Below are 13,018 nucleotides of genomic sequence, written 5' to 3' on the forward strand. Positions count from 1 at the left end.
GTTTACATCAATCTATCTTTAATCTTATAGAAAGTTCTATTTCTCCAAGAAAAGTTCAAGCAACTGCTTCCGCTTTACCGGTTTGGGCAAGAAAGCATTACATCCGGCATCTATAGCGCTGACACGGTCGGTATCGAAAGTATTAGCTGTAAGTGCTATAATCGGGATGTCACTATTGAACTCCCGAATTTTCCGAGTCGCTTCCAGACCGTCCATGACAGGCATTTTCAAATCCATAAGCACGAAATCAAACCTCCCATTACGAATCTCCTCAACAGCTTCCACACCATTAGTCACCCGTAACAAGTCATAATCTTTAAGGATATTCCGCACTAACAAAAAATTGCTATCGCTATCTTCGGCCACCAGTATTTTGAACTTCCTGTCACCACTTTCGCCAGATACGGGACGACAGTTCGGAAGAGATGTTTCCGAACAACAGACATCTCCATATTGGAAGATTTCACACGGAACCCATGCCCAAAAAGTCGATCCAATCCCCTGCTCAGAAGTGAATCCGATCTCTCCATCCGCAGCTTCAACAATTGCCCGGGAGATTGCCAATCCAAGTCCTGTACCTTGAACAAATTCATTCAGCTTCTGGAAACGACCGAAAACCCGATCCTGCAATTCTTTTGGGATACCTGCCCCTGTATCCTCCACATAAATCCGAATACCTCCTTTTTCAACGGAGTATCCCATTCTGATATATCCCGACCTGGTATATTTTATCGCATTGGTCAGGAAGTTCATCCATACCTGCTTAAGCCGGTTACTGTCGAGAAAAATCCAGCATTCCGGACAAGGACTATCTTGAAGCAATTCCACGTCAGCGTTCAGAATCTTCGACCGCATCATCACATAGAGTTCATTGCACAGTTGCGTCAAGTTAAACCGTTCCCGTTTCCGATCAATAATTCCCGACTCAATCTTCGAAAGATCCAGAATGTCATTGATTAGTCGCAGCAACAAGTCATTGTTGGACTCGATGATATGCCAGTACTCCGCCTTTTCATCCGGGTCGTCACAATCAACCAGCAATTCGGAAAATCCGACGATAGCATTCAGCGGCGTACGTATCTCATGACTCATATTAGCCAGAAATGCCGATTTCAGCCGATCGGAAAGTTCAGCCTTGTTCTTCATTTCCTTCAACTCCTGAGCCATTCTTTCCCACTTCGTATTGTTGAAAGCAATGCCGGTATAGCGAATGACGTTTCCCTTCTTATCACGTTCGGACGGGAGACCGGTAACAATAAGTGTTTGCCAATCCTGATCCCATTTGGTACGGGAGCGATACTGAAGCGAGAACTCCTTATACTGCCCAATAGACATGCCGACCATATTTTCACGAACACGTTCCGTATCCTCAGGATGAGCAGCATTCAGATAATCCTCGGGCATAATTGCTTTTTCGGGATTGAAATCGTTTACCGGATCATTGAACGACCGGTATTGGCGGGTCTCCACATCGTAATCCCAATAAGACATACCGACGGTCTTGAACGTCAGTTCCATTTTGTAATTCCGTTCCTTAAGCTCCTCATTCAATTGATGAAGCTTAGAAATATTCTGTCTAAATCCGGTAAAGCGGATGACTTCTCCGGCCTCTCCAAATTCAAAAGGAACTCCCGTAATATTGCAGTACTGCCATGTATCATCATACTTGGTCTGAATGCGGCAGGTAAAATTGATGTTCATATTCTGCCCCAACAGCATAGACTGCAAGGCATCATTGGCCAAAGATCTGTCTTCAGGATGAATCACATTCAAGTACTCCTCCAAAGATACCAACTTGTCAGAAGCATAATCATTAACCGGGTCGTTGTAAGATTCGAATTTTTGCATTTGCACATTGAAATCCCAGTGAACTATATCATTGACTTTCATGGCCAGTTCACGTTTAGCCAAAAGATCCTGCGTTTTTTTCGACATTCGTATCTTTTCGGTCACATCCAACTGGGTTCCAACGATTTGCAATTTACCCAGATGTTCGGTTGAAAGCCGCATACGGCTCTCGTAATACCGATATTCTCCTTCCTGTTCATTGAAAATACGTACTGTAAGCTGTCCTTGCCCGATTTCTCCATTTATCAATTTGGAGAAGAGTTCCTTTAAGGGAGTGCAGTCCTGCGGATGAAGCATCGGTAATAATTGCTCCAAGGACATACCACTCTCGAAAACAGGATTTCCATGTAATACCCCGAACTCCATTTTGCGCACGTCGTATACCCACGAAAACATATTCGCAGCCTCCATCGCCATCTCCAGATTTTTCTTACTTTCCTCCGTACGATACTCCGCCTCTTTGGTAGAAGTCACATCGTTGGTAAGCAGCATATGGCCTACAATAATCCCTTTCTTATTGGTTATCGATACAATCTTGACCTCGTAGATAATGGTATTTTTGTTGCAAGTACGGAAATACTCCTGATTTACCCGGTCAAAATCATACTCAAATTCAAGCACTATATCCTCCCCGGACTGAATTCTCGCTAAAAGTTTCTCATCCACATAAGGGCTGTCAAACAGATTGACTTTGTTTATCACCGCATCGAATTCGACACCGTACATAAGCCGTGCCCTCTCGTTTAAACAACGCAGGACACCTGTCGTATCATAAATTTCCACCCCCATCGGCAGACGGGCGAACACGCTCTCTGTCAAAAATATCTGTTCATGTAGCAATTCCAGCATCTCTTTTGCAAATGCTGCACCGCCTTCATTGCAAGTTAGTGTTTCCGGCCGTTCCATTTCTCTGGTTTTGTTGTTATCGAATAATGTGAATTGTACGCCGATATTCTGTCGGAGACATCCCCGTATATCGGCGAAAAAAGCGACTCAACGACGATTGGTTTGAAAACCCCGTCTGCCGTACAATGTCTTTTATCTCAAGATTTGCATCTCGAAGCAGTGCCTTTACCTCAAGCACAACATGATCTGCAAGCAGCTCGCGGGCCGACTGACCATTTACCTCCTGAATGGTCCGGGTCAGATATTGAGGCGTAATGCACAGTTTATCTGCATAAAACGCCATTTCTTTGTGATTCTTATAGTGTTCATAGACCAACATTGCAAACCGGAAAGCAATACTTTCCTTATTAGAATTCAATGGAACGAGATCTGCCCCTCGGTTTACCGTTTTCTGGAAATGAACATAGAAATCCCAATAATAGATACGTAACAAATGCAAAATAGTCTCCCTTCGGAAAGCAGGATCATCAGAACTGTTCCGAAAATCAATCACACGGCAGAAACCAAGAAACCTCAGAACTTCACTCCGATTCAACCGGATTTGGAAATTCTTACGCATATAAAAGAAAAAATCAGGTGTGATCTTCCCCAAACTGCTCATGGTGTCCAAAAACATTGTTTTGTCGATTTTGAAAAAAGTCATGGAGAAATCGGGACTTACCTCACGGACCGATACCGACTGCAGTGGCAAAATTGTCACCAGGTCGTTTTTAGATACCTGCCGACTGACTGAAAAAACCTTTATTACAGCCGTCCCACCCGTACAAACCCCACTAAACCCTTCCGCCAAATACGCTTCATGCTCATCTGCTGGAAGGGCAGAGAGATCGGTATATATATGATAATTACCATCCATCTGAAATGTCGTGGTTAAAATGAATAACAAAGATACAATTTTATCTCCAATCGGCTTTCAGGTTGCAAAAACAGAACGCGAATAGCAAGTTTCGGTGCCAACAACAAGAGCCTCTACACCCTATTTCTGAGGATGTACGTACGAACTGTATCACAATAGCTACCGGACTCACCCTGAAAATAAGCATATCGTTGATATTTGTATACCGATAAAGCTTCTTTAAATTTCTCTCTTTTTAAGTTGGTCACTCATATTCTTAATTTCGTCATAAGGAATCTGCAGGTTGGTCTACAAACTTTTTACGAGAAGATTATTCAGCTTATCTTTGCATCAAACGAAGTGCTTCCAGAAAGACTAAAACAGACTAAATAATATAAAGTGGTATAAAATAAATTATCGCAATGACAGACAATATTTTAATTTTCCGGACTTCTATAAAAAAGGAGCAGGAGATAAAGAGAATAGAGAAATTGTTCATCCATTTCCCGCAGATTCATATATGGAATGTAGACTTTGAAGATTGGGAAAAGATACTGAGAATAGAATGTCAGGGGATAACCCCGGCTACAGTCTCGGACGCACTGCGGACAATTGATATCTGTGCAACAGAGTTGGAATAAACAGAAACAGCGCGGTTCGTCTACCAGCTTTTCAAGAAAGAATGATTAGGCTCATTGCGCTTGTGGAACTTAAGTTAAGTAACTAATATACCGCAATGCAAAGAACTAATCATCACAATGCAAGAAACTAATTCTCAAAATACACATTTTTATTCTTACAACAACTGTTGTAAGATAAAACAATATCTATTGTAATATAATAACACAGTTGTTGTAAGATTCAACAACAGCTATAGTATGAATAGTTTTATGCATTTCCGAAAATAGATTCTTGCATTCTGAGAGTTAGTTTATCGCATGTTGAGGATTGGTTTATCACACCAAAGAAATTATGGAAATAATCACTCATATTCATCATTTCGTCATAAGAAACAGCATGGTTCGTCTACAAACTCTTTAGGGAAGAATGATTTAGACTTACCTTTGTCACCGAAATCAAGATGATAGAAATATAAAGATTAGTAACAAAGAAAAAACAAATGATGAAGAAGATTTTAGTTTTAATACTATGTGTATTAGTTTATAGCGCATTGTTTGCTCAATCCAATGAAGACAAGAAAACCGTATTTCAATTGAGTTTTGTCCCACCCCTGAGTACCAATGGAGCCTATTCGTATCAGTATACGAATACTGTTTCACTCAACTTACTTGTAGGTGTTTCCAGAAATGAGGAGGCATTCACCTGGGGAGGAATCTCAAACATTATTCTGAATGATGCCAAAGGTTTTCAGATGGCAGGGCTTTCAAACTATGTAGGAAATGACGGACAGGGAGTACAGTCTGCGGGATTGGCTAATATAAATAAGAATAAGTTCAGTGGTTTCCAGATGGCAGGACTGGCAAATACAGCTTCTGAAATGACCGGGTTCCAATTTGCCGGATTAGTAAATATTGCAAAAGAAGTAAACGGTTTGCAGATTGCCGGATTAGTCAACATTGCAAAAGAGGTCAATGGCATACAATTTGCCGGACTGGTTAATATAGCGGATAAGAGTGACTGTCCCATCGGATTAATCAACATCATTAAAAATGGTGAGATGGGGGTTGCTGTCACTTATGATGCATTGGGAAGTACGATAGCCACATTCCGTTCGGGCGGCAGATACACTTATGGCATTATAGGTGTTGGATATAACCATAAAACAGAGAATAGCTCATTGGTGGCTGAAGGCGGATTCGGTGCTCATATTCCTGTTACTTCCTGGTTCAGGATTAACAATGAACTTAAAGCCTCAACCATCGGAAACGATTCGGATGAACCTGTCTTGAATACTGGATATTCGCTCATACCGTCCTTCAGAATCGGGAAGCATATTGAGTTATTCGGAGGGGTAGGCATAAACTATATGATGACCAAAGATGTAAGCAACAGCAAAATATTCCCGAACCATTCCTTATGGAAAAAGGCTGAGTCTACAAAACTGCAACAATTGTATATCGGTTACCAGTTCGGTATACAATATATATTCTGATAGTTCAATTCAATACTCTTTATACTCAATATCCTCTGAATCTACATTTTGACTGTAGATTTAGGGGATTTACAAAAAAAGAACTATATTTGCCCCGAATTCTAAAAGCAAATATTTTGGGCACAATTCTTAAATTTGTTATTGCTTAATATTAGCCTCACAAACCACAGGCTAATTTCTTTCGTTTGAATAATTCTTATTCAGACAGGTTTTTCATTTTATCATTTTTAGTATTAACTACATTGTCTCTGCAAGGCAATTGTAATTTGCTATTCAGACTTTTAGCAGGTTTCGCTGCAACCGCCTGAAAGTTATGGATGCGCTGAATGCGAATGAAGAATTTCGTAAAGAACATTAAGCAAGACATAGAAGTAGAAATCAAAAGAATTGAGCAACAAGATATTGATATCCTTGATAAGATAAAGCAAATAGTCGGCTTCATACAGATTTCACTCGTCCGGCTAAAAGCAACCATTGCGGACTATCAGTTTGTCAATCCCGAGGAAGAGATTCTTTTCTTTAAAGTCCGGAAACCACAAATATCCGGTCTACTGATATTTTATATCCGTCTGTATCAGATTGAAAAGAATCGGATCGGGAAATCACCGTCAGCTCAATATAAATACCTGAAGGAGGAATATGAAAGTCTGAAGAACATCTCTTCGGACAAGAATTTCTATAACTATTATCAAGCCGGTAAAACCGACTCAGATCATTTGTATTTCATGAGAAAGCATTATGATATCCTTTCAAATGTTCACTGCCACTCGTTGGATAGAGATACTTCTTTTTCCACTTTGCATGATTCCAGCGTAGCAGAGATCTTAGCAAATAAGCTACTCACTCATTATCTCTCCACAGAGATTGATGCGTTATCGGAAAAACTACACCTTAAATTCACTTCCATCATAGAAAGCAAACTATTGCAATGGACGGAAAGTAAGGTGTCATTGGTAGAATTCATTTATGCGCTATATGCCGGAAAATGCTTTAATAATGGTAACACGAACCTGAAAGACATCGCTTTCTGTTGCGAAACTCTTTTTGATATTGAGATTGGTGATTTCTACCGGATATTTCTTGAAATCAGGAACAGGAAGAAAAGCAGGACACAATTTCTGGATAAACTGAAAGAGAAAATAACCCAAATGATGGATGAACTTGACAGATAAACAAAGAATATTTCATAGCGTCTTGTGACATCTTGTGAATTATGCAAATGGCTAATATCCAACTTTGCCGGAAAATTACTTAACCCGCAAAGAAAGACAATAGCTTATTTATGGAGACAACAATTACATGGGAAGTAAAGGTGAAGAATACCCCTTTATTAATTAAGAAATGCAGTCACTGCGATAGTGACCGATTTTATTGTAGCGATAAGTTCAGGATGAATGCTCAAAAGAAGAACATAGATGTATGGTTGATTTACAGATGTGTGAAGTGCGACAACACCTGTAACCTCACTTTGTTATCACGCAGTAAACCGGATTTGATTGATAAGACATTATTCCATAGTTTTTCAATGAATGATAAAGATGCGGCCTGGAAGTATGCTTTTTCTACTGAAATGGAGAGAAAGAATAACCTGAGACTGGATTATGGTAGCGTAGAATATGAAGTCGGTCCTGATACCTCATTGGAAGATCTGCTGAATCTATCCAATGAGGTTATCAAAATCCACATCAAGTGCGAGTTTGAGTTTGATCTCAAATTATCATCATTAATCAGAAGATGCTTCTCACTCTCTGCCAATCAGGTGAAACGTATGTTCGAAGACGGTATAATTACGATTTCAGGCAACAAACCGCCCCAGAAACATAAAGTGAAAGATGGAGATATGATTCTGATACAGAGAGAGGAATTAAGGAAGTCGGTCAACCGTTCCATCCATGATATAGGGTAAGGACTGACGTATCTTCTCAACAGGCCAGTTCCACCATTGTGTCTGTTGCAGCTTGGCGATTGTCTCTTCTTCAAATCGCATCCGTATTTTCCTGGCAGGTGTTCCTCCTACTATGGTGTAGGGAGGAACATCTTTAGTTACCACTGCCCGGGCTGCGATGACAGCTCCATCTCCTATATGCACTCCTGCCATAATAACGGCTTCATAACCTATCCAGACGTCATTGCCTATAATGATATCACCTTTATTATCCCATGCTGAGGCTACATTTTTCTTATCCAATCCCCATTCTTCAAAGAACAAGGGGAATGTGTAGTTGGACAAGGATTTCAATGTATGGTTGGCACTGTTAAAAAGAAACTTTGCCCCACAGGCAATAGAACAGAATTTGCCGATTATCAGGCGGTCTTGGTTGATAGGATAATGATAGAGTACATTATTCTTCTCAAATTGAGTCGGATCATTTACAAAGTCATTGTATATGGTATAGTTACCAACTATGATATTCGGATTGTTGATAATGGTATTCAGATAGATAGTCTGGTAATCGTTGGTACGCGGATATGTTTTCGTATTCATTGTAATTACTTCTTTTTGTATGTTTAGTATTTCAATATCTTGTGACGGAGACGGTCACAACCCAATAGGGCAACAGACTTAACTATTGCCCTACCATACCAAACGAAGCTATTTACAAAGTTGCCATTTCATTGTGATTAAATACTATGGTTCATATCGCATAGCAAAGATAGCGATTATTTCACTTCAAACTTCCCTTGCAACCTGATATCTTGTGAAGAACTTCCTACCATTACAGCAAATGTACCCGGTTCTACTACGAAATGATTATCCTTATTCCATAATCCCATCTCTTGCGGGGTAAGTACGAAGTCAATCGCTTTTTCTTCGCCCGGTTCCAGATGGATACGTTCGAAGCCACGCAATACTTTTACATATGTAGTCACAGAACTCTTCTCATCATGCAGATAAAGCTGAACGACTTCATCTCCCGCAACTTTTCCTGTATTCTTCACTTTACAACTCAGCTTCACACTGCCTTGTACACCAATGACCGGATTCTCTATCTTTAAATCACTATAAGCAAAAGTAGTATAACTCAAACCATATCCGAAGGGATAAAGCGTACCGGTAACACGTACAAAACCTTTTGAATCGGAACCCGGTTTAAAAGGAAAAGCAAAAGGTATCTGCCCTACCGAACGGGGAAAGGTTACCGCCAGTTTACCACCCGGATTGTAATCACCGAAAAGTACCTGTGCCACGGCATCCCCCATAAATTCTCCCGGGAACCAAGCATGTACAATACCCGGAATATAACGCTCAGCCCAGTTGATGGTGGCGGCACGTCCATCTACCAGCAGCAAGATCACAGGTTTGCCCGTTGCGTATACAGCTTGCAACAGTTTTTCCTGTCGTCCGCACAAATCCAGATTGGTACGGGAATATTCCTCACGTACCGTTTTCTCATTTCCTCCCAGCACCATGATGGCTACGTCCGATTCCTTAGCCAAGGCTACAGCCTCATCCATCATAGCCTGTTCTTCCTGATCCAATGGTACCTCATAAAGTTCACTCTCCGGAAAATATTTATCAATAATGTCCGTTCCCTTTGCATAGCGAACCTCTGCATCAGGCAAATACTCTTTTATTCCTTGATATACCGTCTTTATCGGAGCATTAGCCGGACCATAACGACAAATCAGGTTCTGCACTTCATTCGCATTAGGACCAATCACTGCTACTTTCTTCAAATCTTTGGAGAGTGGCAAGATATTATTCTCATTCTTCAATAAAACGATAGATTCCAAAGCAGCTCTCATAGATACTGCCTGATGTTCCTTGCTATGCACCACCTTTTCAGGATGTTTTGCATCTCCCTTATAAGGATTATCAAACAACCCCATTCCAAACTTCACCCGCAACACATCTGCTACACGGCTATCAATCGTCTGCATGGAAACCTTTCCTTCACTAATAGCCTGCCGAAGCGGACGAATGAAGTTCTCGGGCAAAGTAAAGTTAGTACGCACATTCAGTCCCGCATTTACTACCTGGGCAGCTCCATCTACAGCATCGGCAGCCACCTGATGCTTGGAATAAAGAAATTCTACCGCTTCACTGTCAGACACTACATATCCTTTGAATCCCCATTCATGGCGAAGTATTTCAGTAAGGAAATGATAGCTTCCGGTAATCGGTTCACCATCATAGTCATTATACGAACTCATGACTCCCAATGCTCCGGCTTCGCAAAAAGCCTTGCGGAAAGGTTCGATATAAAGAGTCCGCATCTCACGCGGTGCTACGTGCGGATCGGTACGGGTACCGGCATCACGCCCACCGACAGGTATACTATATACTGCAAAGTGTTTGGGAGTGGCAACCAGTCCTTCTTGCTGGAGTCCTTTAATCATCCGTTTTCCAAGCTCTCCCACCAGAAAAGGATCTTCTCCGTAGCACTCTACTACACGTCCCCAACGCGGATCTTGTGCAATATCCAGAATAGGAGAATAAATATTAGTATAACCTAACGCTTTAGCCTCTTCAGCGGTGACCTGAGCTATTTCACTGATCAATTCCTTATTCCAGGTAGCCCCCTGTCCGCATTGGGCAGGGAACATGGTGGCCCGGTCATGGCAAAGTCCGCGAATTCCTTCATTGGTGAAATCGACAGGTATTCCCAAGCGGGTCTGTTCCACAAACCATCGCTGAATGGTCTGCCGGTTTTCTACACTATTCACATAAGGGTATGATAAAGAAGAACCGAAACGTCCCAAACCATTGGCCTGTTCATCGATATTGGCTATACCGTCCTTCCAGATTTCATCTTTCCACTTCTCGGTAGGAAGCGAATCTTTCAGTACACGGCCGGACCCGTACAAAGTAGCCATCTGGCAAGTCTTCTCCTCCAGAGTCATCTGCGACAGCAGGTCTTTTACCCTTGCCTCTATCGGTGCCGAAGGATCTTCGTAAATATCCTTCACGCCGTTCTTGTTAAAATCAATCCAGCCTTTCTTATATATACCGGGATTATTACCCGCATACACACCCGCACAAAGCGATACAGCAATACATAAAGCAATTCTTCTTTTCATAGCATCTTTTTAGTTTTCCATTTCCAATATTAATTCTCCACCCTTCATCAAGTCGAAATGAGAGAATCTTGGTTCCGCCAATTCCTCACGATTCAACTTCATGGAGCGAATATACTTATTTTCTTCGCTATTATTCTTCGCTTGGATTACAAAATCTTTTCCATCACTCAAATGAATAGTTACTTTATCAAACATCGGACGGCCAATCTCATAGACCGGACGGCCCGGACAGAACGAATAGAATCCCATAGCACTCAATGCATACCAAGCAGACATTTGTCCAACATCCTCGTTTCCGGAAAGCCCGTTAGGATCGTTATGATAGAGTGTACGAAGAATATGGTCTACTAAAGCCTGTGTCTTGCGAGGTGCACCGGCATAATTATAAAGGTATGGAATATGATGGCTTGGTTCATTGCCATGTGCATACTGCCCAATCATCCCGGTAACATCGGCAGCGGCATTCGGATCACCCGTCAGTTCGGAACTTGTAGTAAACAGCGTGTCCAGATGGGCTTCGAAAGATTTCTGTCCCCCAACCAGTTCCATCAGTCCTTCTACGTCCTGCGGAACAAACCATGCCCATTGCCATGCATTTCCCTCTACGTAATTACTGGGACGTTGCACGGATGCCGGATCAAAAGGAGTAATCCAACTGCCATCACTCAGACGTCCCCGCATCAGTTTAGTTTCCGGATCAAAATAATTCCGATAGTTCCTGGAAAGCTCCATATATTTATCATAAAGGTCTTTACGGTTATGCTCCTTCGTCATCTGGGCTATCAGCCAGTCATTATAGGCAAATTCCAATCCTTGTGAAACAGAACCACCTACCTTATCGCAAGGAATATATCCCAGTTCATTCTTATATTTAATGGATACAGGCATCAGTTTCCCATTCAGAATCTGGCGATCCATCATCGGCGTGACACCCGTAGTATCATATACTGATGAACGTATGCACGCTTCCAATGCCTTCTTTACATCAAAATCGCATTGTTTTTTCATCATGGCATCGGCTATGACAGAAACGGCATGGTAACCGATCATAGTACCGGTTTCATTAGAAGCCAGTTCCCATTTAGGCAAGATGCCACCCTCATCATACTTACGAAGCAGTGAACGAATGAAAGCCTGATTCTGCTCCGGTGTAACGATGGTATAGAGAGGATGAGCTGCACGGAAAGTATCCCAAAGAGAGAACACCGTATAATTTGTATAAGAAGCATCCTGTTTAATCTCATGTCCCATTGTACGGTAACGCCCATCTACATCGGATGCCAGGCTCGGCTGGATAAATGCGTGATACAGTGAAGTATAAAATACAGTACGGCTATCATTGTCCGAAGTTTCGATATCAATCTTTCCAAGGGCTTCATTCCAGGCAGTATTCGCCTGTTTCATGACACCTTCAAAGTCCCAATTGGGGATTTCAGCCTCTACATTCAATCGGGCACCCTCTTCGTCCACACTTGAGATACCGACCTTTGCCAATACACGTCCGTCAGCAGGGAGATTTCTAAAACTAATCACTGCCTTAGCGGTATTGACTGTTACAGATGTACTATCCGATTGATACTCAGTTCCCGAATACAATTTATAATCAAACGGACTGGAAAACACTGCATAGAAATATACATAGTGACGCTTAGCCCAACCAACAGTATATTTCATTCCTGCTATGGTAGAATCATTCACCACACGAATCTGAGTAACAGGATGCTGATGACCATGAATGGTAGGTTCCATATCCACAATCAGACGGGCATCACTTGCCTTAGGGTAAGTATACCGATGCAGGCCTGCACGCAAAGTAGCGGTCAGTTCCACATTGATAGAATCATCCTGCAACAGTACTTGATAATAGCCCGGCCGGGCACTCTCTTGTTCATGAGAGAAACGAGAACGATAACCTTCATCCGGGTTTTCTGCCGTTCCGGCAATCAAAGGTTTCTCGCCGACTACGGGCATAAAGAGTATATCGCCATAATCTCCAATACCCGTTCCACTAAGATGAGTATGAGAGAAGCCCATGATGGAAGTATCGTCGTAATAATAGCCGGAACAAGCATCCCAGCCCAAGAGACGGGTATCCGGACTCAACTGTACCATTCCATGAGGTAAAGTTGCACCAGGGAAAGTGTGCCCATGTCCACCAGTCCCTATAAATACATTCACGCTATCGGTATACTCCTTTGGGAGGTTCTTTTCTGCACAGGAAAACAATCCGATTCCTGAGACCAACAACAGCATGCAGAGTTTATTCTTCATAAAATTATATGTTTATGTTTTTG

Annotated in this window: 9 protein-coding genes; 4 read left to right on the plus strand and 5 right to left on the minus strand. The window is 41.9% G+C overall.

What is annotated here, in order from left to right; genetic code table 11:
- Positions 1-36 precede the first annotated feature (36 nt).
- Both DW036_RS16780 and DW036_RS16785 read right to left on the minus strand, forming a co-directional pair.
- Complete coding sequence (locus tag DW036_RS16780) at positions 37-2,754, minus strand: response regulator (RefSeq protein WP_118465400.1); 2,718 nt, start codon at positions 2,752-2,754, stop codon at positions 37-39.
- Between the two features lie 16 nt (positions 2,755-2,770).
- On the minus strand, positions 2,771-3,610 hold the full coding sequence (locus DW036_RS16785; RefSeq protein WP_118465517.1) for a helix-turn-helix domain-containing protein: 840 nt from the start codon (positions 3,608-3,610) through the stop codon (positions 2,771-2,773).
- Positions 3,611-4,011: 401 nt separating this feature from the next.
- Here DW036_RS16785 and DW036_RS16795 point away from each other — a divergent pair, with 401 nt between their 5' ends.
- The 4 genes from DW036_RS16795 to DW036_RS16810 all read left to right on the plus strand — a co-directional run bounded on the left by DW036_RS16795 (position 4,012) and on the right by DW036_RS16810 (position 7,608).
- Positions 4,012-4,230 (plus strand): hypothetical protein, encoded by a 219-nt coding sequence (locus DW036_RS16795; RefSeq protein WP_118465401.1) that lies wholly within the window; start codon positions 4,012-4,014, stop codon positions 4,228-4,230.
- Between the two features lie 479 nt (positions 4,231-4,709).
- Positions 4,710-5,702, plus strand: coding sequence for a hypothetical protein (locus DW036_RS16800; protein WP_118465402.1), 993 nt, complete (start codon positions 4,710-4,712; stop codon positions 5,700-5,702).
- A gap of 332 nt (positions 5,703-6,034) precedes the next feature.
- A complete protein-coding gene (locus tag DW036_RS16805; RefSeq protein ID WP_118465403.1) occupies positions 6,035-6,874 on the plus strand; it encodes an RteC domain-containing protein in 840 nt (279 codons plus the stop codon).
- A gap of 110 nt (positions 6,875-6,984) precedes the next feature.
- Positions 6,985-7,608, plus strand: coding sequence for a DUF1062 domain-containing protein (locus DW036_RS16810; RefSeq protein ID WP_118465404.1), 624 nt, complete (start codon positions 6,985-6,987; stop codon positions 7,606-7,608).
- Here the strand turns inward: DW036_RS16810 and DW036_RS16815 are convergent.
- The 3 genes from DW036_RS16815 to DW036_RS16825 form a co-directional block, all read right to left on the minus strand.
- On the minus strand, positions 7,567-8,187 hold the full coding sequence (locus DW036_RS16815; RefSeq protein WP_118465405.1) for a CatB-related O-acetyltransferase: 621 nt from the start codon (positions 8,185-8,187) through the stop codon (positions 7,567-7,569). The genes DW036_RS16810 and DW036_RS16815 overlap by 42 nt on opposite strands.
- A 176-nt stretch (positions 8,188-8,363) precedes the next feature.
- On the minus strand, positions 8,364-10,724 hold the full coding sequence (locus DW036_RS16820) for a glycoside hydrolase family 3 N-terminal domain-containing protein (RefSeq protein ID WP_118465406.1): 2,361 nt from the start codon (positions 10,722-10,724) through the stop codon (positions 8,364-8,366).
- Between the two features lie 9 nt (positions 10,725-10,733).
- On the minus strand, positions 10,734-12,995 hold the full coding sequence (locus DW036_RS16825) for a GH92 family glycosyl hydrolase (protein WP_118465407.1): 2,262 nt from the start codon (positions 12,993-12,995) through the stop codon (positions 10,734-10,736).
- Positions 12,996-13,018 lie beyond the last annotated feature (23 nt).

Origin of the sequence: Bacteroides sp. AF39-11AC (genome assembly GCF_003474285.1) — a bacterium.
In the GTDB taxonomy this organism is placed as follows: domain Bacteria; phylum Bacteroidota; class Bacteroidia; order Bacteroidales; family Bacteroidaceae; genus Bacteroides.

Bases quoted from the DNA above. Each gene is read 5' to 3' on its own strand.
- DW036_RS16820 (WP_118465406.1), bottom strand. From the start codon at position 10,724: ATGAAAAGAAGAATTGCTTTATGTATTGCTGTATCGCTTTGTGCGGGT.
- DW036_RS16825 (WP_118465407.1), bottom strand. From the start codon at position 12,995: ATGAAGAATAAACTCTGCATGCTGTTGTTGGTCTCAGGAATCGGATTG.
- DW036_RS16800 (WP_118465402.1), top strand. From the start codon at position 4,710: ATGATGAAGAAGATTTTAGTTTTAATACTATGTGTATTAGTTTATAGC.
- DW036_RS16805 (WP_118465403.1), top strand. From the start codon at position 6,035: ATGAAGAATTTCGTAAAGAACATTAAGCAAGACATAGAAGTAGAAATC.
- DW036_RS16785 (WP_118465517.1), bottom strand. From the start codon at position 3,610: ATGGATGGTAATTATCATATATATACCGATCTCTCTGCCCTTCCAGCA.
- DW036_RS16795 (WP_118465401.1), top strand. From the start codon at position 4,012: ATGACAGACAATATTTTAATTTTCCGGACTTCTATAAAAAAGGAGCAG.
- DW036_RS16780 (WP_118465400.1), bottom strand. From the start codon at position 2,754: ATGGAACGGCCGGAAACACTAACTTGCAATGAAGGCGGTGCAGCATTT.
- DW036_RS16810 (WP_118465404.1), top strand. From the start codon at position 6,985: ATGGAGACAACAATTACATGGGAAGTAAAGGTGAAGAATACCCCTTTA.
- DW036_RS16815 (WP_118465405.1), bottom strand. From the start codon at position 8,187: ATGAATACGAAAACATATCCGCGTACCAACGATTACCAGACTATCTAT.